The sequence below is a fragment of the Moorena sp. SIO4A1 genome (assembly GCF_010672065.1).
Classification (GTDB): Bacteria; Cyanobacteriota; Cyanobacteriia; order Cyanobacteriales; family Coleofasciculaceae; genus Moorena.
Map to the genome: position 1 here is coordinate 1 of NZ_JAAHHX010000028.1, position 22,577 is coordinate 22,577.

The 22,577-nt window shown below is 44.0% G+C and carries 21 protein-coding genes; 9 read left to right on the forward strand and 12 right to left on the reverse strand.

Annotated elements, in window-relative coordinates; translation table 11 throughout:
- Positions 1-477 precede the first annotated feature (477 nt).
- Together F6K53_RS19220 and F6K53_RS19225 are read right to left on the reverse strand one after the other, a co-directional pair.
- Entirely contained in the window at positions 478-621 is a 144-nt protein-coding gene (locus F6K53_RS19220) for a hypothetical protein (RefSeq protein ID WP_293070757.1), read from the reverse strand.
- Between the two features lie 497 nt (positions 622-1,118).
- On the reverse strand, positions 1,119-4,193 hold the full coding sequence (locus F6K53_RS19225) for a plasmid replication protein, CyRepA1 family (RefSeq protein ID WP_364303811.1): 3,075 nt from the start codon (positions 4,191-4,193) through the stop codon (positions 1,119-1,121).
- Between the two features lie 217 nt (positions 4,194-4,410).
- Here F6K53_RS19225 and F6K53_RS19230 point away from each other — a divergent pair, with 217 nt between their 5' ends.
- Both F6K53_RS19230 and F6K53_RS19235 read left to right on the forward strand, forming a co-directional pair.
- Positions 4,411-5,658 (forward strand): ArsB/NhaD family transporter, encoded by a 1,248-nt coding sequence (locus F6K53_RS19230; protein ID WP_293025833.1) that lies wholly within the window; start codon positions 4,411-4,413, stop codon positions 5,656-5,658.
- A gap of 72 nt (positions 5,659-5,730) precedes the next feature.
- A complete protein-coding gene (locus tag F6K53_RS19235) occupies positions 5,731-6,315 on the forward strand; it encodes a Uma2 family endonuclease (protein WP_293025835.1) in 585 nt (194 codons plus the stop codon).
- Positions 6,316-6,419: 104 nt separating this feature from the next.
- Here F6K53_RS19235 and F6K53_RS19240 read toward each other — a convergent pair whose 3' ends face one another.
- Positions 6,420-6,749: a XisI protein gene (locus F6K53_RS19240; RefSeq protein WP_293025837.1), complete on the reverse strand. Its 330-nt coding sequence runs from the start codon at positions 6,747-6,749 to the stop codon at positions 6,420-6,422.
- Positions 6,750-7,141: 392 nt separating this feature from the next.
- Positions 7,142-7,543 (reverse strand): hypothetical protein, encoded by a 402-nt coding sequence (locus tag F6K53_RS19245; protein ID WP_293025839.1) that lies wholly within the window; start codon positions 7,541-7,543, stop codon positions 7,142-7,144.
- A gap of 719 nt (positions 7,544-8,262) precedes the next feature.
- Here F6K53_RS19245 and F6K53_RS45915 point away from each other — a divergent pair.
- Complete coding sequence (locus F6K53_RS45915) at positions 8,263-8,619, forward strand: Uma2 family endonuclease (protein WP_365940236.1); 357 nt, start codon at positions 8,263-8,265, stop codon at positions 8,617-8,619.
- 77 nt (positions 8,620-8,696) lie between these two features.
- Positions 8,697-8,894, forward strand: a complete 198-nt coding sequence (locus F6K53_RS45920) for a hypothetical protein (protein WP_364303813.1) — start codon at positions 8,697-8,699, stop codon at positions 8,892-8,894.
- A 248-nt stretch (positions 8,895-9,142) separates the two neighbouring features.
- Here the strand turns inward: F6K53_RS45920 and F6K53_RS19255 are convergent, their stop codons facing one another.
- Together F6K53_RS19255 and F6K53_RS19260 are read right to left on the reverse strand one after the other, a co-directional pair.
- Complete coding sequence (locus F6K53_RS19255; protein ID WP_293025841.1) at positions 9,143-10,024, reverse strand: hypothetical protein; 882 nt, start codon at positions 10,022-10,024, stop codon at positions 9,143-9,145.
- A 1,126-nt stretch (positions 10,025-11,150) separates the two neighbouring features.
- Complete coding sequence (locus F6K53_RS19260; protein ID WP_293025843.1) at positions 11,151-12,101, reverse strand: class I SAM-dependent methyltransferase; 951 nt, start codon at positions 12,099-12,101, stop codon at positions 11,151-11,153.
- A gap of 186 nt (positions 12,102-12,287) precedes the next feature.
- On the opposite strand from F6K53_RS19260, the gene F6K53_RS19265 reads away from it, so the two are divergent.
- Positions 12,288-14,024, forward strand: coding sequence for a hypothetical protein (locus F6K53_RS19265; RefSeq protein ID WP_293025845.1), 1,737 nt, complete (start codon positions 12,288-12,290; stop codon positions 14,022-14,024).
- Positions 14,025-14,409: 385 nt separating this feature from the next.
- On the opposite strand, the gene F6K53_RS45925 is transcribed toward F6K53_RS19265, so the two are convergent.
- Complete coding sequence (locus F6K53_RS45925; RefSeq protein WP_365940238.1) at positions 14,410-14,532, reverse strand: hypothetical protein; 123 nt, start codon at positions 14,530-14,532, stop codon at positions 14,410-14,412.
- A 62-nt stretch (positions 14,533-14,594) separates the two neighbouring features.
- Between F6K53_RS45925 and F6K53_RS19275 the strand changes: the two genes are divergently transcribed.
- A complete protein-coding gene (locus tag F6K53_RS19275; RefSeq protein ID WP_075905225.1) occupies positions 14,595-15,029 on the forward strand; it encodes a helix-turn-helix domain-containing protein in 435 nt (144 codons plus the stop codon).
- Here F6K53_RS19275 and F6K53_RS19280 read toward each other — a convergent pair.
- From F6K53_RS19280 to apcB, 5 genes are all read right to left on the reverse strand, one after another.
- A complete protein-coding gene (locus F6K53_RS19280) occupies positions 15,007-15,309 on the reverse strand; it encodes a hypothetical protein (protein WP_293025850.1) in 303 nt (100 codons plus the stop codon). The two genes, F6K53_RS19275 and F6K53_RS19280, sit on opposite strands and share 23 nt — an antisense overlap.
- A gap of 81 nt (positions 15,310-15,390) precedes the next feature.
- Positions 15,391-15,972 (reverse strand): Uma2 family endonuclease, encoded by a 582-nt coding sequence (locus F6K53_RS19285; protein WP_293070753.1) that lies wholly within the window; start codon positions 15,970-15,972, stop codon positions 15,391-15,393.
- A gap of 111 nt (positions 15,973-16,083) precedes the next feature.
- Positions 16,084-16,665 carry a Uma2 family endonuclease gene (locus F6K53_RS19290; protein ID WP_293070751.1) on the reverse strand — a complete coding sequence of 194 codons (582 nt, stop codon included), beginning with the start codon at positions 16,663-16,665 and terminating at the stop codon, positions 16,084-16,086.
- A 6-nt stretch (positions 16,666-16,671) separates the two neighbouring features.
- Positions 16,672-17,382 carry an SOS response-associated peptidase gene (locus F6K53_RS19295; protein ID WP_293070749.1) on the reverse strand — a complete coding sequence of 237 codons (711 nt, stop codon included), beginning with the start codon at positions 17,380-17,382 and terminating at the stop codon, positions 16,672-16,674.
- 363 nt (positions 17,383-17,745) lie between these two features.
- The gene (gene apcB, locus F6K53_RS19300; RefSeq protein WP_293025858.1) at positions 17,746-18,255 is read right to left on the reverse strand and encodes an allophycocyanin subunit beta; all 510 of its coding nucleotides are present in this window, start codon (positions 18,253-18,255) and stop codon (positions 17,746-17,748) included.
- 851 nt (positions 18,256-19,106) lie between these two features.
- Here apcB and glnA point away from each other — a divergent pair.
- The 3 genes from glnA to F6K53_RS19315 all read left to right on the forward strand — a co-directional run bounded on the left by glnA (position 19,107) and on the right by F6K53_RS19315 (position 22,521).
- Positions 19,107-20,528: a type I glutamate--ammonia ligase gene (glnA, locus tag F6K53_RS19305; RefSeq protein WP_293070747.1), complete on the forward strand. Its 1,422-nt coding sequence runs from the start codon at positions 19,107-19,109 to the stop codon at positions 20,526-20,528.
- A 327-nt stretch (positions 20,529-20,855) separates the two neighbouring features.
- Positions 20,856-21,755, forward strand: coding sequence for a ferritin-like domain-containing protein (locus F6K53_RS19310; RefSeq protein WP_293070745.1), 900 nt, complete (start codon positions 20,856-20,858; stop codon positions 21,753-21,755).
- A 262-nt stretch (positions 21,756-22,017) separates the two neighbouring features.
- A complete protein-coding gene (locus tag F6K53_RS19315) occupies positions 22,018-22,521 on the forward strand; it encodes a YbjN domain-containing protein (protein ID WP_293025864.1) in 504 nt (167 codons plus the stop codon).
- The last annotated feature ends 56 nt before the right edge of the window (positions 22,522-22,577 follow it).

Below are 22,577 nucleotides of genomic sequence, written 5' to 3' on the forward strand. Positions count from 1 at the left end.
GCTGCAGGCCAATGGGATGTTGATCTTGACTCCATACCGATACCTCGGCCCAGGGGTGTTCTTTTTGCACTTTCTCCACTTCACAGCCCAGTTTTTTTTTCCACTGCTGTTGTTGTTGAGATATGAATTGGTGATTGTTGGTCGAGGTACTTTTAGCCCTTTAATCCATTTGCTTGAGAATCCGCCATCCAAGTTGAAGTCAGACAATTCGAACCAATAATTCACAGAGATAGTCTGCAACTTTGCGACCGTTCCACAGCCCACCATCCGGGGGTTGAAGTTACCGTAAGGATAGGGTCGCCTTAATCAAAAAGTTTTAACCAAAGGTGCGCAATAGTCGGCGAATTAAATTCGCCGACTATTGCGCACCTCTTTTATGCATAGCCGACTAACCATAAAGGCGACCCTATCCTAAGGTTTCGTTTCCGGGCTGGACCTGACAAAATTTGATCTAATTGCCCTTGTTGCTGATAGCTTTTAAGAGGTGGAGCAAAACAGGTTTCTACGCCTACCATCTCCCAAGGTCAACGGTCCAATCCGGTTGTAGCCCCACACCAGTTCATAAATCCAACTTCGTTTATATCCAGTCACTTTGCGCGACTTCTTCACTGGTTCTGCCAAGGGCTAGCAACCAGATGATTTGATAGTGGGAGCATTCAATCGGATCTTTCCCTTGACGATAGCGCTGTTAATGTTCTTCTATACTCAGATGGGGTTCTATGCTGATTCGCTTGGGCATCAGTTTGGACCATTGTCTTGCATCTCTCATATATTACGGTTATTTAATGCAACTTGATATTACCTGAATAAAATGTTAGAGGGTGGGGGATTATAGCTGAGGGGGTGACATGAGCCCTGAAAAGCTTACTATATGAGGCTTTGATGCCAATTATCTCAGGGAAGATACAGTCCCAAATTGACCCTACGAATGATTTTCTGGAAGCTCAAACCCTTATAAATACGTCCAAGGTCGCGCCCAAAACAGCATATATATTTTTGTAACTTATGGGCTGAAATTATTACCCAGTAATGATTTCAGCTTGCATGTCACCCCCCCAGGGATTATAGCCTCCCCAAACCCTCCACGTAATACTAAAAATTAAGACTAAAAATTAAAACTAAACATTCAAACACAATTGAACATAATTACTGTTTTCTGAATCCACTGACTGAGTGTTACCCGACCTAGGGGATAAATCATTATCCAGCCAAATTTCACTAGTACCTAACCTCTGACCATCACTAGCTAACCAGCTCTGGAACACTTCCATGCGACCATCTTCTGGACTAACTAGCTGATAAACTCTGAACCGCTTTTTTCCTTGGCTCTGATAACGAATACACTGCAAGCCATAGCCGATTTTATCTAAGAAGCGCCTGATAATAACAATCGGAGTTGCTTTTTTAGCTAGTCCTATCCCGGTGATGGTTTTGATAGCACAACGGTTTGCTAATGCGATCGCAGCCATCTGCTGCAAGTCCTGATCAGTATTTTTGAGTTCTCGTTCCAGATTTTCTAATAGAATTGGTATCCCCAAAACCTTCATGGTACCAATCATGGCTCCTAGCACAGCACGATTGAAATCCGGTAGAAATATACTCCCTTGACCTTGCTCAATTAACAGTCGCGCTACCTTAGCATCCCGTTCTGCTAGATGTTGCCGACCGATGGTAAGAAAATAATGGAGCCGTAGCTGCTGATACCAGCCTTGGTCATCTTTGAGTACCAGTTCTGGTGTGACTGGGATGCCATAACGCTGCTTTAAATCGTACTTCCGTAGTGAGCGACGCTCCGATGGTGTTTTGACTAGGCATTTGCTAATCTTTTGATATTGGCTATCACTGAAGTCTTGACTAGATGCGATCGCATTACACTCAGCCTGATAGTTTTGGTCTCTAACTGCAGTAATCGCTGCCATCAGAGCATTCTGTGCTCCCAACTCTTCCGCTTGGGGTGAACCCTTAGACTTCTTTTTCCCAGCTTTAGTGGAACTAGCTGGGGAAACATCCATCACCAGATGACCTTCAGCACGCAATCCTGCTAGCACGGATTCCCGATAGTTCACCATGGCGGCATTGAATCGGACAGCCATTTTAGCCCAGCACATCAAGGATTCTGCTTGAAAGCCTGTATCTAAATCATCCACAGCATCGAAATCCGATTGTTGTAGCAACCGAATATTCATTTGGGTCAAACGCTGTCCAGATGCCAGCAGTGAGGATAGAGACGTGGAGCCATTACCCACTTGATTAAAGCCATAAGGGGCTACCCAGATGAACCGGGGGAGATTTTCTCGGATTCGCCCTAAGGTTTGTCTGACACTATTTTCTCCTTGCACCCCTTGGGCAATACACCACACAGAGGTAAAGTGTCCCCGCAGATCAATACTCACTCCCGTTTCAATAGCAGGACTAGCTAATACAATGTCATACTCCCCTAAAACATTGTTGAGGTTATTGATACACCCCATGGCTGGATGACTGGTTTCACCAAGGGATTCCGAATCAATGCGCAATATCCGGAGGTCGGGAAATTGCTTTTTTAGGTAAGCTTCTAGAGTGCAAGTACCCCATTGGCTCTTTGGTTTTTGAGCAGAAAGACACACAAAGGGTTTGCCTCCTTGAGCAATGTGTGCTTCTAGCTCTCGCACTAGTCTTTTTGGTGTGCTATCGGTATAGTTATGAATTTGCCAGGACCCGTCAATGTTGGGTTTCCAGTCATTCTCAATGATGAAGGGTTCCAGGTCAACGCCAGACAAGGTCAGTAAGTAATCTATCGATATATCACTCAAGTCTGCATCCGCAATATAAACTTGACCAGACCCCCCCAAGACATTCTGGATTAGGGTTTTCAGGGATTTGAGAATAGCAACCCGATTACTCTGACAGGTGCTAGAGTTCAATCCATGCCAGAGCACTTGCTCGACTTCATCGATAATCACTACGCCATCAGACCAGTTAGCGGCATTGAAGCGAGCCTGAGAATTACCATGCAAGGAGTCGAGACATAAACCATAACCTAATACCCCTTGCTTCTGGTCATCCCTGACCTCAGTGATATACTTGATGCCAAAGCGTTGGCACAATGCTTCTACTAATCGCACCCGATGACCAAGCACCAATACCCATTGCTTTCGGGCTAGGGCTTGAGAGACAATTTTTTCTAGTAGTTGGGTTTTTCCAGTACCCTTAGGGGATTTAATGCCAATCAGTTGGGCTGTATCCGGAATCGGAAGTTCTTGCAGATAGCGGCAATTTACTTTAAGGTTAGCTCCATAGGTGAGCTGGGTTAGGGATTTAGCTTTCCAAGTATCCAGGGGGAGTGCTCGTTGGTAAACTTGCTCAAAGGTCTTCTGACCTTGATCAGCAATTAAATCATCTACCCCTTTGCCTAGCTGGGCATCCCAAGTTATTACCTTCACAGGGCAACCTGCTTGATTGAGCAGATATCCCATTCTACGAATCGCAGCATTGACAGCTTTGATCGTATTCGGTTTCGAGTCTTGGTCAAAGACTATGTAAATCGGTCGGTCCGGAGTCGCTAGTTTCTGTAGTTGAGGAATCAAGTCAGACTTGCCAATCCGATTTCCCTGGGCATCCCTACGGATTCGATACCCACCATTAATTCCTGGTAATGCGATCGCAGCGTAACCAGCAGTGAGTAAAGCTCCAGCTTTCTTAGCGCCCTCAGTAATACACAAGGGAATCGAGGGGTGAGAGATTAGCCACTGCCAAAACCCTAGATCCGGTTGATTGTGGTCAAGGTCTGTGGGGAGAATAGTAAAATCATTGCGTTCAGCAATCCGTTGCCACAGGTGGAAAGGTACTCGCAGAGCAAACAAGCCTGTGGGGGTTTTGGGGGGATGTTCATATTTTATTAGCTTCCTAGTTTCCCCACTCTGACGGGGTTGGCTGGGTTTGAAACAGCCCCAAATATCCTCCTGACCAGTAAGCAAGTCAATACCAGAACACCACCATCCCCCTTGTTCGAGGTGTTGATAGCGTTTCAGAATCGAGTTTAGCAATCGACCATCATTGCGTCTGGGCAGGGAGTCGGAATAGAAGAGATACTCAAATGGGCTAGAGCCTTCGAGAGACCTTACATTGAGGCGAGTCAGCTGTTCATCAACACTACTAGCTGTCCACTCCTGGATATGGTTCATGGGTTTGGGGAAGACTCTGGCAGAGGTCACGCTATATCTAGTGGTTTAATCTTTAACTTAAGGAATATAACACTATTTGTGACCTAATAGCTTATTTTACCTAATGCTTTAGCTTTTCTTGACAGTTCACCGTTTACCGTTCACCGTTGACGGTTGATAGTACCATAAAATGATCACTTATCCCTAGCATCGGATCACTAGTCATTAGTTATTAGTTATTAGTTATATAGGGATCAGTGTAGGAATTGTGACAATTTTTGTTCCCTACTCCCTACTCCCTACTCCCTACTCCCTGTTCCCTTTGCTATTGCACCATATTCCCATAGTCTGGGCGAGAGTTGGAAACGCCACTTTCACCCTCATTGCTCTAATTATTATTGCCCTAAGTTTAGGTCAAGCAGGTTGGTTTCGGTGGTTAGCGCTTCACATAGCTAATTGGGGATGTGGTCGTGGCCATTTGCTTTTCTCCTTAGTGATCCTAGTCGGGATGTTATTGAGCAATGTGTTTACTAACGTGGCCACCACCATAGTCTGGACAGCTGCTGTCATGGAAATTTTGCTGCTGCTTGGCTTTAGTGCCAAAGCTACTCTAGCATTTGTATTTACTAGTGGTTTTATTACCGATGCCGCTAGCTTGCTACTGCCGATGAGTAATCCAGTAAATCTGATTTATGTTGATTATTTACAGATTTCCTGGTTGCGGTATGTGATGGTGATGTTGCCCGTAACCGTTGCCACAATAGCCACTAGTATCATCATTCTCTGGTTCTATTTTGAACCCGAAATCCCCCTGACCTATAACCTTGCCCGTCTACCACCACCTAATCGTGCGATTCGAGATTCCTTAATTTTTAAATTGAGTTTTCCTATTTTAGGACTACTCCTAATTGGCTACTTGTTGGCAAAAGTGCTAAATTTACCCATTGCCTGGATTGCTGCTATGGCAGCTTTAGTGATGGTGGCATTAGCAGCACGTTCCCTTAACGGTCGTGCTATTACACTTAGTTATATTTTACAGCTAGCAGGTCAACTGCCATGGCGAATTATTTTACTTATCCTAGTCCTGTTTTTATTCAGCATCGGTTTGGACAATCTGGGCATAACTGCTCTGTTGAGCCAGCGGTTGGAAATTCTTTCTAATTGGGGACTCACCTTAGCCGCTAGTGGTAGTGGTTTCCTAGCCACATTTATTGCCAGTGTACTCAACAATTTACCAACATTACTGCTGAATGCTAAGGCAATTGAAAACATTACGGATATTGATCCAGCTGTAAAAGAAGTGATGATATACGGTAATTTAATTGGGTGCAACTTAGGAGCAAAAATTACTCCTTTAGGAAGTCTATCAACTCTACTTTGGTTGAATGTATTGGCTTTTAGAGGACTCCAAATCAGTTGGGTTTATTATATTCGCTTAACTTTTATTCTTACCATGCCAGTTTTGTTTGTTAGCTTGCTGAGTTTAGCAATTTGGTTACCATGGCTAATTGCTTGATTATATTTATGTTCACATCTTAACTAAAAATGCTATATAATAGAGAGAGGAATTACATGGGGTTTGTGACCAATGACAATGATTACTCAAAACTCTCCCAATAAAAAATCACAACTAGTGTCATTGGAAGCATTTCTAAAACTACCAGAAACCAAACCTGCTAGTGAGTACATTGATGGCCAAATTATTCAGAAACCAATGCCACAGGGAAAACACAGCACAATTCAAGGGGAATTGGTTACTGCTATTAATCTAGTGGTGAAGCAAGAACGAATTGCTCGTGCTTTTCCAGAACTTCGGTGTACTTTTGGTGGACGCTCAACCGTTCCGGATGTATCTGTGTTTGTTTACCAGAGAATTCCTCGTGATGACAATGGCGAAATTGCCAATGTTTTCCAGGCAGCGCCTGATTGGACAATTGAGATTCTTTCACCTGACCAAAGTCAAACCAAGGTGACAAAGAATATTCTCCATTGTTTAACGTATGGGACGGCAATGGGCTGGTTGATTGATCCAGAAGAGCAAACCGTTTTCGTTTATCGTCCAAAACAGCAAATCGAAGTGTTTGATCAATCATCCGAGAAACTTCCTGTGCCATCCTTTGCTAGGGAGTTAAGCATTACTGTGGGCGATTTGTTTAGTTGGCTATTGGATTGAAGCTATAATGGTAGGGTGGTAAAAAAGCGATCGCCGATAAGCTTAATGGAAAAAGTCTATTACTTTTTGCCCACCCTACGACTAAACTGCTTTTTTGTAACAGGCTACTGGTGAGCATATGCAGTAAATTGCCTTTTGAAGGGAGACTTAAACCCTAAAACTATATCCTGTTGGGGAACTCCGGCTTCAACTAATTCATTAGCTACTCCCACTTCAGTGCCATCACTCTGAATCCAAATTTTGTTATCTTTTATATCAATATGAATTAAGCTTCCATATTCCCGTCGTTGGTCATACCAGCCCACTAGCATAACTAAATAATGATTGCGCTCACTATCAAAAATCATTTGAACTTCTGTCTGATCATCGTTAAGGTTGATAGCGTGGGCTTTCAGGATTTTTTGGACTAATTCATGATAGTTTAATGTTTCCATGCCTTTCCGTAAACTTTGATGTATAATAGAATATATTTGGTGATAACCTAGCCATCTTTTTCCAGGGCTAACCGAACGGTGTTGTGAAAAATATCCTTGGTTGGTATAGACAGATGGGCAATTGGAAATGACTTAGGCTTTTTAAGATTTATTATAACTGAGATCGATCTAAAAAATTCCTCCCGCGCTCTACCGTAACGTCACCATCGGGAGGAATTTGAGCGGAATTATTAAATTGAGACCATAGGGTAAAAGTTAAACCTTGTTTAACTCGTGTTCGCCACACTTGCCTACCCCAAAGTTAGGTGTTTCCCTCTATAACTAAAACGATATCACCAGGGAGTTTGTGACATTTTTTTCGACTTAGAGTCCTGTTTTAAGAACTTCCGCCGCTAAAATCTGGGGCCGGGTACAAACAGATTGGCCACTTTAAACTCTTTCGCTCCCACTTCCGACAGCGAGAACGTAATCGGGTAGGGACGGGAAACACCTTTACAAAGATCCGGTTTCAGGCGGATGAAGGTAACAATGGGAGGCTGGGATTTTGCCAATATGGTTGTGAAGTCCTCTTTCTGCGTGCAGCCGTTGCTCGTCACTACGATCGTGACACCTTTTTCAGTGATGTTTATTCCATGCAATGGTTCTACCGTTTCTGCTAAAGCCGTGGGAGCTGTGACACAAAATACTGCCACTACAGCAAAGGGCAGGGTCGCTAGACCGAGTGCTAGTCTTGAGAGTGCTTTCTTCAAGGGAAGAGCAGCTGGCTTGAAGCGGTTGAATGGTGTATTTAGCATGATGTTTGAATTATTGATTTTCCGAATTTTGGCCTGATGTTAAAGGGACAGGACAGTCGAGATGATGGAGACCCTCGTGTCTCCCATCCCCTTAAGGCCGGGCCAATTTGGATTGAGCACTCAGAAGATTGAACCATAGGGTCTCCTTGTGGCTTCTGGTTCCGGGGAATTCAGGAATACTCAGGTTTCCTGCCCGATCGGACTTTGGAAAAGATTGGAGTTCGGCTCAAGAACTCCTGCGCCATTCGCGATTCTAAGAGCAGGGATATTTCATTGTCAATAAAATATAAGATAATCAGAGATAATTACTCTTAAGTACAAAAACTGATGCTTCGCTTTTTTACAGAAAAGAACCAACGGGGGCAGTTGCGATTAGCCCGAAGGGCTACGCTACGCGATCGCATCCTTGTCAAAGCAATACCCTAAACCTGAATAAAATAGGTTAACCCTTAATTATAACTTATTATTTTCAATGATTGGCTAGATTAAGTAAACTGCTTGGTAAAATGATTCCTATCAGTGATACCAATGGGTGTAATAGTGTTTACAAATTCAAGGCAGGAAGTGATGCAGGGTGGTCTTATATCATGTCAGGATAATTACCCTTAAAAAAAACCTTACCCATCTCCCGTTTCTCCCCATCTCCCCATCTCCCCATCTCCCCACACTCCCCTATCTTTTTCTATTTCCTATTCCTTGCGCACAGCGCTATTACTCACATGATCGCCAATCCAACCATCCCCTTGATGACCGCTCAAGAGTACTTGGCATGGGAAGAGAAGCAACCCATTAAATATAACTTTATCAATGGTAAAGTTTATGCCATCACTGGGGGAACACTTCCCCACAACTCCATTGCCCTCAATTTAGCCTCTGCCCTAAAAATTCACTTACGTGGCAAAAGCTGTAAAGTTTTTATGGCAGATGCCAAACTTGGTGTATCAGCAAACGGGCCTTATTACTATCCCGATGTCATGGTAACCTGTGACCACCGTGACCAAAAGTCCCGCAAAGTGATTTATCACCCTTGTCTGATTGCGGAAGTCCTTTCCCCTGGTACAGAAGGTAGCGATTAGCCCGAAGGGCTACGCTACGCGAACGCGGTAAAAAATTTAGACACTACCGCCGCCTTGATACCCTTAGGGAATATCTCCTGATTGATTCGGAAACCATGAGCATTGAATGCTACCGACTTAATGATAGAGGCAAATGGGAACTTACCAGTTACTTGATGGATGAAACCACAAAAGACGCAACAGAACCGGATGTACATATAACCAGCATTGACTTTGACTGTCCTCTATCCCAGCTCTATGAAGATGTTGAGTTTTTGGAAGACCAAGACAATTAATTACAGGTTTTTGGTGAGCAAAAGCTCATTTACTGGCTGGGTTAGCCTAGCGCTATAGTTTAGCCATGGCAATACTATAGCCACTCAATCAATTTATAGCGCAGCGCTAGCTTACCTGACCTCTGCTGAAGTCTTAACTATCACCCTACCAGCCTTGCCAGCACCAAACACCTGAGCAGTCAAGTCTCAACGGCTCGACTGGGAGTTGGGTTGGTACTGAGCAGAGTTGGTATTTTGAATAGAAGTACTCAACTTTCAGCACTTTCAGGAATTTCATCAGGTCTTTTTTCAGGACTTTCAGCAGCTGTTTTTTCAGGACTTTCAGAACTTTCAGCAGCTCTTTTTTCAGCCATTTCAGCAGCTCTTCTCTTAGCTTCGGCCAAGGCTTCCTGCTTATCTTCTTTCCGAACCTTGCAGAACCGTGGAGGCTGATCCATTGGGGGTGCCAATTCTTCTACAAACGCGAAGGCATTTTTGTGGGGAAGGAATCGGGCTTTGACCTGGATGAATTTTGGCTTGCCCTGCTCCTTGAGCTTAGGATTGAATCGGAATGGTTTGACCGAGGAGTCCCGCCAGAATAATGGACAGTGACCAGCTTTGAGTACCCGAGTTCTTTCTGTAGCCTGGTGAGTTTTGAGATAGTTCACTAATTGTTCACTGTGGTTCCTAAAGACTGACACACAGGGAACTTTACAAACAGGGATGAACTGCCACAATCCAGCCAAGATGAAATACCCATTGCCAATCGCTTCAGCCCAAGCATGGGGTCTGTCTTCCTGTAAAATCCCAATCACCTCAAACCGGATATCCTGGAATTTGTTCCGATCTGGGAAATGGATCGGCTTAGGATATACCACGAGGCGATGCTCTCGGTTTCCGGCCTCGATGTGCCCCTTGAGAATATCCAGCACATACCTTTTCCGGTTGTGCTTCAGCAGAAAAAAGAGTGGGTAAGGCTTACCCTGGATGGTAATGGTAGGAATTTTCTCAGACAAATCTACCTCACCAGTTATAACCCCAACAGCCATAAACTTTGGTTCTGATGGCTGAATTAGTTCAATTGGTTGAGATGGTTTTACTAATTTTTTGGGAATTTCTGGTTTTTTGATTAGTGTTAGAATTTCTGACATAATTAAGAGTGATTGTTTATGTTCTTAACAAAAGACATCTAAAGAAATCTAGGAGATAGATCCAATAGGTTACCTGGCAACTGCAAGACGAAAATAGAGACGATACAACTGATAGCTTGGCTTCGCCTGATTGCCATCGAGTGTCACCAAACCCATACTTTCTATAGGTGCGCTCTTACCATTAAGGATTAAATTCGCGCTTTGGTGTATTTTTCAATGGGCGAGTAAATCCCCCTTGGGTCACACCTCCTAGTGTAGGTACTGCTTGCAAGAACTCCTTTTATGTTATCTCTCTGACGAGAAAGGTGATAAAGGCCAAGGCTGGCCAGATCAGGAGATCATGCTCCCATGACTATTAGTCCAATTTGGTTTTACTGCTATTAGTCGAATCAATACCATAGTGCTGCCCTAAATTCTGCTCCTGCTTTGGCCTAAGCGGCTTTGGGCGCTTATTAGACTTCGCCGGAGTTGTCAGGGGAAAGGGGAAAGGACAAAGAGATTAGATTTGAGTCTACCCCAAACCTGTTGATGCCAAAATCCCAGTATGAACAATCGGTGTTGGGCAATAGGTCTTGAGCAACCTCAGTTCCCTGTCAGAAATTGCCTGGTGTTTTGAGAAGATAGGAGACATCATTCAGAATTCAGGAGAATAATTCAGAAGTTATTGGGAGAATACATAGGTTAATTGCCCATTAAACTCTGATTAATTCCAAATTAACTATAAAATTCCGTTATTATGGCTACTGACTCCTGACTCGAAGCTCCTGACTCCTGGATAAAGTCGGTGATGTCGAACTCAGTTTGGGCAAGACTAGGATACTCGAAAACCACCTGGACTTAATTCACAATATTTTTACTTTTTTTTCATAATTAACCAAATCTTCACATTTAGTTTAAAAAAGCTTTCAAAAAATTTGGCTAGTCTTCATGATAAATTTATTAAAATTATACTGATTTTTTCAGATCCTTACTTATATAACCTAACTGGGTTGTTTTTACAGCACCTTTGAACGGCACAGGAAGCTGCAAACAGCGAGTCAATCCCAAATGGACTAGTTTGGGATTGACTCGTAATTATCACTATTAGCCACTGAATCCAGAGGAATTGCTACAACCCACACTCACCTCAACCAGGTTTTGTAGCAATAATAGTGCGGTGACGAGGATCGCTGGCTACCGTGGTCTGATAGTCAAAACCAACTTTAATCATCGCCTCTTCTACATTAAAGCTGTAGTAGTCATCACTCCAAGGTTCTGTACTTTTCATCAACACAAACAGTGCAGGGGGGAGATTCTGGATGACTGGGGAGGCAGGATTATTGTCTACAACACCAAGGCAGCCACCAGGTCGTAGAATCCGTAGCACTTCCGAAAAAATTTCCTCTGTTGCTTGGCGCGGTAGTTCGTGGATCACAAACTGTAACGTGACCACATCAAATGAATTGTCCGGTAAACCGGTGTCCTCTCCTTTGCCATGGATCCATTCTGATATTTCTGCTGTCTGATCCATGGTCTTGGCCACAGCCAGCATATAAGGGGATAAGTCTAACCCAACGGTGCGGATTTTGCCCTTTTTGATCCTGGAGTAGTAGCGGTGTAGCGCTAAGGTAGAGATGCCCACTGAGCAGCCAATGTCTAGGACATCTGTGACTATCTCGGGATTATACTCTCCTAGTACTTTATGAAAACTACTTCGTAATCGTTCTTGTGCCGAAAGCCAAGTAAGTTTTTCTTTAGGCCAAATCCTCAACCCCATAGCCTTGGTAGCACTGCCAGCTTCAAAGGCAGCTTCCCAGCATAGGTTTCCCTGGTCATAAGCATGGAAAGGCACTTTGTAGTAGTCTGGGTAGACCAGGCTAGGGTTAGTAATCTCGGATAGTAAGGTCTTCGCTGCTGATTTTTCTAACTCCTGGTAGTTTTTCCGCCACTCAATCCCATTTTTTTCTGCGGTTTTAATTAGCACCTGTCTGGCCTGGTGTTGCATCACCTTGTAGATCGGCTTGGTGTCGATCAACAGATTAACGAACCGGGAGAGTAAGTCATCCCCCGCCCAGTCTGGTTTGAGCTTGTCTTTCATCAGTATTCAAAAATTATCCCAATGATTAGCTCATCTAATTATTTCATAGGGGTATTATTGCGCGGTATTATTCCTCTGCCCCAGCACCGATTTCAGTTCAAGTAACTAAACAGTGGCATCAACAATAATAAAGTAGTGTGGGAGAACGTTACGTTTATTCCTACCTACAAAGAGAATTAATGGCTAATGATTCTTAACCACCCAAAATCCCAAGTGGACAAAAGCTGGAGTAGTTGGGTCATAGTTCTATTACTGCTGGTGTGGATAGCGATCGCAGCAGGTTTACGGTTTACCTATCTGGCCGGAAAACCCCCCTGGTCAGATGAATTTGCCACCCTAGTGTTTAGCCTGGGCAATAGTTTTCGGAGCGTACCCCTGGATCAGGTGATTACCTCAGATACCCTCTTAGCTCCCCTCAAACCGAACTCTAGTGCTAGCATCAATTCCGTTATTAATAACCTAATCACGGAGAGTAATCACCCACCACTGTACTTCGTCCTCACCCATCTGTGGCTGAAGCTGTTTCCAGGCCATGAGGAATTGGTATCCCTGTGGGTAGCGCGATCCTTAAGTGTCCTACTGGGAGTGATTTCCATTCCAGCCATGTTTGGCTTAGGTTGGTTAGGGTTTCGCTCTTCCCTGGTCGGTCACTTCGCAGCAGCACTGATGGCTGTTTCACCCTATGGCATCTATCTGGCACAAGAAGCTCGACACTACACTCTAGGGATTCTATTAGTTATCGCTTCAGTCAGTTGTTTGGTGTACGCTACGCGATCGCTTCAACGGCAGACTCCCTTCCCGATTTCAATAGCATTAATCTGGGTTATTGTCAATAGTTTAGGCATAGCTGTCCATTACTTTTTCGTCCTGGTGATCGCAGCTGTAGGACTGGTAATGCTTGGGTTGCGGATTGGGTCAGGGGGTTCAGTGTTTTCTTGGAAGTACTGGTGGCGAATTTACGCGGTAGCCCTCGGGACATTAATGGGAGTCTTAGTTTGGCTGCCAATTTTGCCACGCCCCTCCAGTAATCGTTTGACAGAGTGGGTTCACCAAGACACAACCCTGAGCAATTTGCTCGAACCGGTAGCTAGACTCTTGTCTTGGCTGATCACTATGGTAGTGATGCTGCCAGTAGAAGGGCAATCCCTACCGATTATGGTCGCCTCTGGACTAGTAACAGTAATATTAGTAGTCTTGATCGTGCAACTGTTGCGTCGAGGACTCAGAATTCAGAGCTTACACTCCCAGACTAAGGTCATGACTCAGGTTTTGGGCGGATTTGTGGTGGGAGCGATCGCATTATTCTTATTATTCACTTACGGTCTTGGGATTGATTTGACCTTAGCGGCTCGTTACCAGTTTGTCTACTTCCCCATCGTAATTATGTTACTAGCAGCAAGCTTTGCCAGTTGTTGGAGAGCTGCCCAAGGGAAAGATCAGCAATGGGTAGCACTAATCCTGTTGATGGGATTGGTAGGTGGAGTCATAGTCGCATCCCATGTCAGTTACCAAAAAGCCGATCGACCAGATCTTGCGATCGCTAAAATATTAGAGATTAGTGATTCCCAGTCTCAATCCCTTCCAGTCCTGATTGCCACAGTTCACAAAAGCCATGAACAAACAGGAGAAATCATGGGCTTAGCTTGGGAATTGAACCGTCGCAAAGTAGTTGATACTGCTATTAATTCACCCCAGTTTCTCTTGGCACATAAAGACACCGAGCCAAGGGTGGCTACAGAAACGCTACAAAAAACTGTGGCTCAACTGCCGAAACCTTTAGAATTGTGGGTAGTCAATTTTTCTGCCTCTGTTGAGTTAAAATCCCAAGGTTGTATTAAGGATAAACAATCTATATCTAAAGTCCCTGGTTATCGATTTCGACGGTATTACTGTCAGAACTATAGGGCTGGAGCCAGCGAATAAGCGAGAGTGGTAAGCATTCAGCATAAGCGCTACGCGCACGCTACGCGAACAGCATTCAGCTATCAGCATTCAGCTTATGTGCTACGCACACGCTACTTGAGGTGCTATCAGTAGTTGGCCAACGGCTGACGCCTGACGCCTGACGCCTGACGCCTGAATGCTTACGTGTGGGGATAGGGTGGAGACGGGAGATCTAAGAAGTAGTTTTCGATAATTTGCTATAGTTATAGAGATTTTTGCTTATTTTTATTCTACTTTATGCACAGACATCAGCAATTTTGCTAAACCATTATTACTAGATTCAACACTTAATCTTGAATACTTAGTACTTAATCTTTAATCTTTAATACTTAATACTTAATACTTAATACTTAATGCTTAATCTTTAATAATCTCTGTTCCCAGATCCGCTGTTCCCAGATCCGCTGTTCCCAGATCCGCTGTTCCCAGATCCGCTGTTCCCAGATCCGCTGTTCCCAGATCCGCTGTTCCCTATCAAACTTGGCAATTGCTGTAATTGTATGGTATATTTTCGAATAAATTAATAGCGCTAGAGTAAGTTGTCCGATCATGATAGATACCACCCAAGCTGCCTATCTTCTAGGTATTTGTCCTCAACGAGTTCGCCAACTCCTGAAAGAGGGCAGAATTCAAGGAGCCGAAAAAGTTGGTCGCTTTTGGCGGATTCCCCTATATAACGGTATGCCCAAGATAGTTCCCGGTAGCCGTGGACCACAAGGCTCCTGGAGAAAACAGCCCAGCAAATCCCTGACTCACATTTACCTCAACGAGGAAATACTTCTCAAGAATCAACAAAACCATACAACAGACCCAGTGATTACAGTTAAACGGGGTAATCGCGATATCAACTGTCATTATGTAGAAATCAGCGGGCCATCCCGGTTAGTCTATCGACCCGAGTCTCCCAAGAATGGTGGTGCCACCCTTTGGATAGAGGTTGAACCGAATGTGGAGGTTGTAACTAAGGTTTTTGGTCAGTATTAACATTTTCAGAATTAAGCTCAACCACTTCTAGGCTGTATCCTCTTTGCTTAGCAATCCGCTTAGCTTTGGCTTGGGCTTGACTGGAGGAATCAAATTTGAGTGCTCCCCCTGGATGAGGACACCAATTTAAGCGTTCCATACCACCTAATAACTCTAATGAGGCTAGGTAATTAGAGCTATTGGATTCAAATAATACGTACCTAGCTCGGGATGAAGTCCTGTTAGTAACATCGTGAGATTCTTGGCGACGTTGTTGTTTTAGTTTTGATGCACGACCCATAGCAGACCTCTAAAAAACTAGTGTTGAATTTTTAAAAAATTATCATTCCGGGGGCAAGTGATTATTGACAAAAGCAGAATCCTAGGTTGACCAAAGATAGTGCAAATCCAAGACAAACCCAGGCAAAACCTCCTCCCCTGATAAAGTCTTAGGAGACTCCAACACCTCCACCACTTGTCCTGGTCGATAAATTTCCACTTGCCGTGCTTGAGGATTAATTAACCAGCCCAGACGTACCCCATTTTTTAGATATTCCTCCATCTTGGCTTGAGTCACCGTTAACCGATCACTTGGAGACATTAATTCTACCACAAAATCCGGGCAAATCGGTGGAAACTTCTGGCGTTGCTCTGGTTTAAGTGCATCCCAGCGTTGTTGTTTAATCCACGCTACATCCGGAGAACGGTCAGCACCATTAGGGAGTTTAAAGCACGTCGATGAATCAAAAACTTTACCTAGCTTAGTTCGTCGATTCCAGATCACGAAATCAGCATTTATTTCTGAATTATAGTTACCGGTTTCTCCGCCAGTAGGTGACATAATAATCACTTCTCCCTTGGCATTGCGCTCAAATTTAATCTCCGGGTTATTTCGACATAACTGATAAAATTTGTCATCGGTCAGTTCAATAATAGAGTTTAAATTTACTGTAAAAGCTGTCATGGTTATGTTAGCAAATTATATAACAAATTTAACAATAAATATTGCTCACATCTTGCTTATTTAAAAAAAAGCAATGCTTGCTACGAGCCGCTACGCGAACGCACAATAATCCTAGGTTGACCAAAGATAGTGTAAATCCAGGACAAACCCAGGCAAAACCTCTTCCCCTGATAAAGTCTTAGGAGACTCCAACACTTCCACCACTTGTCCTGGTCGATAAATTTCCACTTGCTGTGCTTGAGGATTAATTAACCAGCCCAGACGTACCCCATTTTTTAGATATTCCTCCATCTTGGCTTGAGTCACGGTTAACCTATCAGTTGGAGACATTAATTCTAGAACAAAATCGGGGCAAATCGGTGGAAACTTCTGGCGTTGCTCTGGTTTAAGCGAATCCCAACGTTCTTGTTTAATCCACGCTATATCCGGAGAACGGTCAGCACCATTAGGGAGTTTAAAGCATGTCGAAGAGTCAAAACAAACCCCTAATTTAGCTTGTCGATTCCAAATTCCAAAATCAGTAGCTAGTTCAAAATTTTGTTTACCAGTTTCTCCACCAGTAGGTGACATAATAATCAGTTCTCCCTTGGCATTGCGCTCAAATTTAATCTCCGGGTTATTTCGACATAACTGATAAAATTGGTCATCGGTTATTTCAAGAATAGAGTTTAAATTTACTGTAAAAGCAGTCATGGTAATTTAAAATGTAGAATGGTAGTGACTATTGGACTTATTATTAATTTCCACAGGTATGATACACTCAGGACTACTATTTCTGACATTATTCACAGTAGTGCTAACGGGATAAACACTCATCTTCTGGGCATCATAGGTAATCAGTAGTGGCTGCAATAGCTCCCGTTGACTTACCTGATGATGCAGCCATAAATCATAATCACTAGGTTCTAATATCACTGGCATTCGATCATGGATCGGACTGATAATTTCATTAGCTACTGTGGTTATAATTGTACAAGAAACAATTATCTCACCCGCTGGATTTTTCCAACGTTCCCAAAGTCCTGCAAAAGCAAACGGACGCTTATCTTTCCTCTGGAAATACAACGGTTGCTTCTTGCCATCCTTTCGTCGCCACTCATAAAAACCATCCGCTACAACCAAGCAACGCCGACGACGAAATGCACTGCGAAATGCTGGCTTTTCTGCTACCGTTTCTGCTCTAGCATTAATCAGCTTTGCACCAATTTTAATATCCTTTGCCCAACTAGGAATTAAACCCCAACGTAACAATTGCCATTGTCGCTCGCTATCGTTTGAGGGGTTTAAGACTGTTGCTACCAGCTGAGTAGGGGCAATATTGTACTTAGCCTCCTCAGTTGGCACATGATCTAAATTCAAAGCTCGCGCTAGGCTTACCCCTATCGTTGTCAGGGTGAATCTACCACACATACTGGCTGGACGTGATTTAGTATTTATGTACTATTTTAAAAGCCAGTTATCCGTCCTGAGTGCTACAAACCAGCAAGCCTGTATTAAGCGTTCGCGTAGCCTGGCCTACGGCCAATCGCAATTAAATCAGTAATTCAATTATTTGTGGCTGGACGCTCTGGCCAGTTTGTTAGTTTCGTCCCTTACTGGAGCAGCGTTCAAGTAATAGACCTTGACAAAATTAGCAATTAAATCAGCAATTACCCGATTCCCGATTCCCGATTCCCGATTCCCGATTCCCGATTCCCTGCGCGCAGCCCTATAGTACGGGCAACCAGTCCGGTCACCCGTAGAACCGTCAACTCTCAACGAACCATCAATGTCTTAAACATCTGTTTCGCTAAACTCACGATTCATGTGGTCAAAAGGCTGATCAACAAATCCGATATTCCCAATACCAGCTTCTGTTGCCATTGCTTTGACCATATCTTTCATAATCTCAATCCCACGTACCGTTGGACCGATTGGCACACCTAGGGAGTTATAGGTTTCCCGCAACCCTTGTAGAACCCGCTCATCCAGGACATTGGTATCACCAGCAACTAGGGCATAACTAGCATAGCGCAGGTAATAATCCAGATCTCGTAAACAAGCAGCATAACGACGAGTTGTATAAGAATTGCCACCTGGACGCAACAGTTCAGGAACTTCCTCATACAGTTGTGCTGATGCTTGCTTGACAATAGAAGCAGCATTGCCATTGATTAAAGTAGCTACAGCCACCCGAGCGGTGCCAGTTTCAAAGTAAGACTTAAGTGAATCGATGGCATCCCGATCTAGGTAGCGACCTGAGCTATCATAATTCCTAATCAAGTTTGTGACTAAATCCCTCATTAAATTATTCTCCCAACAACAATCTTGATAATTTTGATTTACTATTGGTGTCTTCCCATGATTTAGGGCGAGAACTCAACAGGTACAGAGCGCTACACTATGCACTCCACAGGAGTTAAACAGCAAGTTGAATGTGTGCTCAATTCCAGACGCTATAATTGGCTGGAGCTAAGCGTATACATATCTTTCATCACTAGATTGTACCCTGTTGCTTGTTGCTTTCATCCTTAATGCTTCTTTAGAATTGGGCGTTGTCCACCATCGATAGGACCGATTAATTGCGCAAGATACTCCCAGAGGGGGGAAACAGGGAAACTAGAACCGACCGACCCAATGCTCCCACTAACCCCATTGCTTATATAGAGGCGATATAGAGGGATTTAGGCAAAACCTGCCACTAACCAGAGCCTAGTTTTGCCATGGGCTCCCTTGCTGAGCAGACAAAGACCTTCTCTTGAGCCTTTGTGCGAGCCTTTTTGCCAACCTGACTGAGTCTAGAACTGGAAAATTTAATTTTTTATTCATATGAGATCCGATCATCTTAGGACATTCTGTATTGTTAGATACATAATCTCCTACTTTCTATCCCTAGGATCAGTCAGGAATCAGGGAACTACAACTTTTCACTGTTCAAGGGAAAAGCCAATCAAGATGCTTTTAAGGAAATAGTGCTCCTTGCACCACTCAAAAAAAAGTATCTCCCCGCGAATAACTGACTCGGATGCTTACCCAGTCAGTCCTCGGTTTGGGAAAGCTTCAGTGTCGCCAATTTTGGTAGAGTCACTGACTCAAGTAATTTTATAAGGTTGTTTCTTTGTAAACAAACGTAAAGCTGATCAAAGGAGTAATTCATGCCTGAAACCCCACAAGAAGTCTTGAAAATGATTCAAGACGAAGACATAAAAATCATCGACCTTAAATTCATTGATATGCCAGGGATCTGGCAGCACTGCTCATTCTACCAAGACCAAATAGAAGAGAGTTCCTTTGAGGATGGAGTTCCCTTCGATGGTTCAAGCATTCGGGGTTGGAAAGCAATCAACGAATCTGACATGGCAATGGTTCCTGATCCCAAAACAGCTTGGATCGACCCATTCATGAAAGAAAAAACCCTGAGCATGATTTGCAGCATTAAGGAACCGCGCACTGGGGAATGGTACAGCCGCGATCCTCGCAGCATTGCTCAGAAAGCCCTTGACTATCTGATCAGCACTGGCATTGGGGATACCGCCTTCTTTGGTCCAGAAGCTGAATTCTTTGTGTTTGATGATGTTCGCTTTGACCAAACCGAGAGCCAGTGCTACTACTATGTAGATAGCGTTGAGGGTCGTTGGAATTCTGGTCGAGAAGAAGCAGGTGGTAACCTCGGATATAAGCCTCGCTATAAAGAAGGTTATTTCCCTGTCTCTCCCACAGACACCCTGCAAGACATGCGTACCGAAATGCTGCTAACCATGGCAGAGTGCGGTGTACCCATTGAAAAGCACCACCACGAGGTCGCTACAGGTGGACAGAACGAGTTGGGTTTTCGCTTTGGCACCCTAATTAAGGCTGCTGACGATCTGATGACTTATAAGTATGTCATCAAAAATGTTGCCAAAAAGTATGGCAGAACTGTCACCTTCATGCCCAAACCAATCTTTAACGACAATGGTTCGGGGATGCATACCCACCAATCGATCTGGAAGGATGGAGAACCCTTGTTTTGGGGTGATGGTTACGCCAACCTAAGTAAAATGGCGCTCAATTACATCGGTGGTTTACTAAAGCACGCACCAGCTCTGTTAGCATTTACCAACCCCAGCACTAACTCCTACAAGCGACTAGTACCTGGGTTTGAAGCGCCCGTGAACTTAGCTTACTCCCAAGGTAACCGTTCAGCTTCCATCCGCATTCCTCTATCTGGCCCCAATCCCAAGGCGAAGCGGTTAGAGTTCCGTTGCCCTGATGCCACCTGTAACCCCTATCTCGCCTTCGCCGCTATGCTCTGTGCTGGTATTGATGGCATCAAGAACGAGATTGAACCAGGTGACTCTCTAGATGTGGATATTTACGACCTCTCTCCAGAGGAATTGAGCAAAATTCCATCAACCCCCGGTTCTCTAGAAGACGCTCTGGCAGCCTTAGAAAAGGATCATGCCTTCTTGACTGAATCAGGAGTATTCACCGAAGACTTTATTACCAACTGGATTGAATTCAAAATAGACAACGAAGTCAATCCCATGCGGTTGCGGCCTCATCCCTACGAGTTCGCACTCTACTACGATGTCTAGTACTTTGTCTATGGTGAACTAAGACCATTAGCCATCCTTAAGGGTGGCTTCTTTATTTATGTCTGACTCTTGATTAATTAGTATTTCAGATCGCTCACAATTTAGGAATAGGTATGATCCCACTGTTTTTAGATTGTTTGAGATTGATGTTATTACTGAATCAAACTTTTGGCTACTGGTAAGGTCGAGTAACTTCTTATTATTACAGACTACAGTAGACTGGGGGTATGTTCGGTGAAACTCAGAAATAATTCCTGTTGCCAATTCAACGACCGTTCCCCTATCGGGTCAGACGTCGGTTTGGTGCGAGTATAGCTAATAAAATCTATGACAGTTGCATATCCTCACAAATCAAACAATGGCATGGGTGCCCGTGAAATCTTGCCACATGTGGTACGCGATCGCAAACTTCACCTGGTCATGCTCAACCGCTATCGCTACAACGAACAACACAGTTGCCTAGATCTCACGGATTTGGTAGAAAAGTTGGATGGTCAGCCAAAAGAACTGGTGCGGGATTTATCTCATCACATTGCTGACGAAGCTCGTCATGCCATGTGGCTGACTGACCTACTCATGGAACTGGGGGCAGATATTGGTAAGCCCCCTGGAGTGTCCTACATCAACGAATTTGATCGACTCATCGACCAGGAAAGCTATAAACAACAAGGAAAGCTTGATGATGGACTAATCGGTGGTTTGGCAGCGATTAATGTCACCGAAAAACGGGGATGTGAGTACTTCTCAGCTCACATCAAAGCATTGAAAGAGGCACCGAAAACTGAAGAAAATATTAAGATTATCAAAACCATTGAACGGATTTTCCCAGAGGAAGTTGGTCATGTCCGTTGGGGGAATCGGTGGTTGGCACAAATTGCCAAGAAAAGCCCAGAACATCGACAGAAGGTAGAACAGGCAAAGCGCCAGTATGTAGCCATTGAACAGGCGGCTTATGAATCTGGTATAGATCTGATGGCAGGTGCGGAACTGCGCCGACTCAATAACTTGCTAGAGGTTGCCCATACCTTGCCAGTGTGGGAACGTCCTCAGTACCTGATCGAGCGCTTACCCCAAACCTTGCTAGCCCCTGAACTGCAAATGACCAGGATTCAGGTAGCACAAAAGGCTTGGCAGCAAGATCCACAAGGGTTTATAGAAAAATTTGTGCCAATGTTTTTAAAGGGTCTCAATCAGGTATCTAAAAATCAGCAAAAAGCAGTCTCCTAGAAAATTGGTCAAGTAATCAGAAGCTGAGCAAGTGCCTTTGTTAGTGTTTCGATCTCTCAAAGGTAAAATATAAGAAAAGGGTTCAAGGAAAAAGGTTAAAGAAAAATCATCTTTTACCCTTGACCCTTTCCTTTTTGCCTCTCTCACCTAATTCCATGTCTCGACCCTTGATTTAAGAAAATTAATCAACGTGTCAACAAGCATAGCTACAGGTGATACTGGGTCTTAGGCAAACCCCAAGACCAGCACAGAGAAATTGATTATGACAAACCCACAGCCGAATCCTGACACTCTATCTAGTCAAGACTTGTCAATGGCAGAAATCGTTGCCAGTGAGTTCAACCAGACTATGACTGCCGTTAACTATGTCGAAAACATTGAAACGGTCATCTCCAGCCTGGAACAAAACAATAGCGCTATGGTAAGCCACAGTGAAGAAGGCTACTTGTGGAAGTTTCAGTACGGTAGCGTGGAAGTATTCGTCCAGCTCACTGGTTCCACAGATGATGACACCTTTACAGCTTGGTCTTCTGTGATGCATCTACCTGCCAAAGACGAGGCAACATTGATGCGCAAGCTCCTGGAAATGAACTGGTATGACACCTTTGAATCCCGCTTTGCTATTGTTGAGGATCAAGTTGTCGTGTTATCCACGCGAACTGTTGCTGAATTGTCCCCAGGAGAAATTTCTCGCGCCATTACCGTGGTAGCCACTATTGCCGATGACAATGATGACTTATTACAAGCTCAGTTTGGTGCCGCCTAGAATCTTCTGATTCAAGTTGATATTACCACACAGGTGAAGGAATAAAGCTTAAAACA

What these genes read in the sequence shown, in the direction of transcription:
- F6K53_RS19235 (WP_293025835.1), top strand. Translation starts at nt 5,731, where the DNA reads ATGACAATGATTACTCAAAACTCTCCCAATAAAAAATCACAACTAGTG.
- F6K53_RS19240 (WP_293025837.1), bottom strand. Translation starts at nt 6,749, where the DNA reads ATGGAAACATTAAACTATCATGAATTAGTCCAAAAAATCCTGAAAGCC.
- F6K53_RS19245 (WP_293025839.1), bottom strand. Translation starts at nt 7,543, where the DNA reads ATGCTAAATACACCATTCAACCGCTTCAAGCCAGCTGCTCTTCCCTTG.
- F6K53_RS45915 (WP_365940236.1), top strand. Translation starts at nt 8,263, where the DNA reads ATGATCGCCAATCCAACCATCCCCTTGATGACCGCTCAAGAGTACTTG.
- F6K53_RS19255 (WP_293025841.1), bottom strand. Translation starts at nt 10,024, where the DNA reads ATGTCAGAAATTCTAACACTAATCAAAAAACCAGAAATTCCCAAAAAA.
- F6K53_RS19260 (WP_293025843.1), bottom strand. Translation starts at nt 12,101, where the DNA reads ATGAAAGACAAGCTCAAACCAGACTGGGCGGGGGATGACTTACTCTCC.
- F6K53_RS19265 (WP_293025845.1), top strand. Translation starts at nt 12,288, where the DNA reads ATGATTCTTAACCACCCAAAATCCCAAGTGGACAAAAGCTGGAGTAGT.
- F6K53_RS19275 (WP_075905225.1), top strand. Translation starts at nt 14,595, where the DNA reads ATGATAGATACCACCCAAGCTGCCTATCTTCTAGGTATTTGTCCTCAA.
- F6K53_RS19280 (WP_293025850.1), bottom strand. Translation starts at nt 15,309, where the DNA reads ATGGGTCGTGCATCAAAACTAAAACAACAACGTCGCCAAGAATCTCAC.
- F6K53_RS19285 (WP_293070753.1), bottom strand. Translation starts at nt 15,972, where the DNA reads ATGACAGCTTTTACAGTAAATTTAAACTCTATTATTGAACTGACCGAT.
- F6K53_RS19290 (WP_293070751.1), bottom strand. Translation starts at nt 16,665, where the DNA reads ATGACTGCTTTTACAGTAAATTTAAACTCTATTCTTGAAATAACCGAT.
- F6K53_RS19295 (WP_293070749.1), bottom strand. Translation starts at nt 17,382, where the DNA reads ATGTGTGGTAGATTCACCCTGACAACGATAGGGGTAAGCCTAGCGCGA.
- apcB (WP_293025858.1), bottom strand. Translation starts at nt 18,255, where the DNA reads ATGAGGGATTTAGTCACAAACTTGATTAGGAATTATGATAGCTCAGGT.
- glnA (WP_293070747.1), top strand. Translation starts at nt 19,107, where the DNA reads ATGCCTGAAACCCCACAAGAAGTCTTGAAAATGATTCAAGACGAAGAC.
- F6K53_RS19310 (WP_293070745.1), top strand. Translation starts at nt 20,856, where the DNA reads ATGACAGTTGCATATCCTCACAAATCAAACAATGGCATGGGTGCCCGT.
- F6K53_RS19315 (WP_293025864.1), top strand. Translation starts at nt 22,018, where the DNA reads ATGACAAACCCACAGCCGAATCCTGACACTCTATCTAGTCAAGACTTG.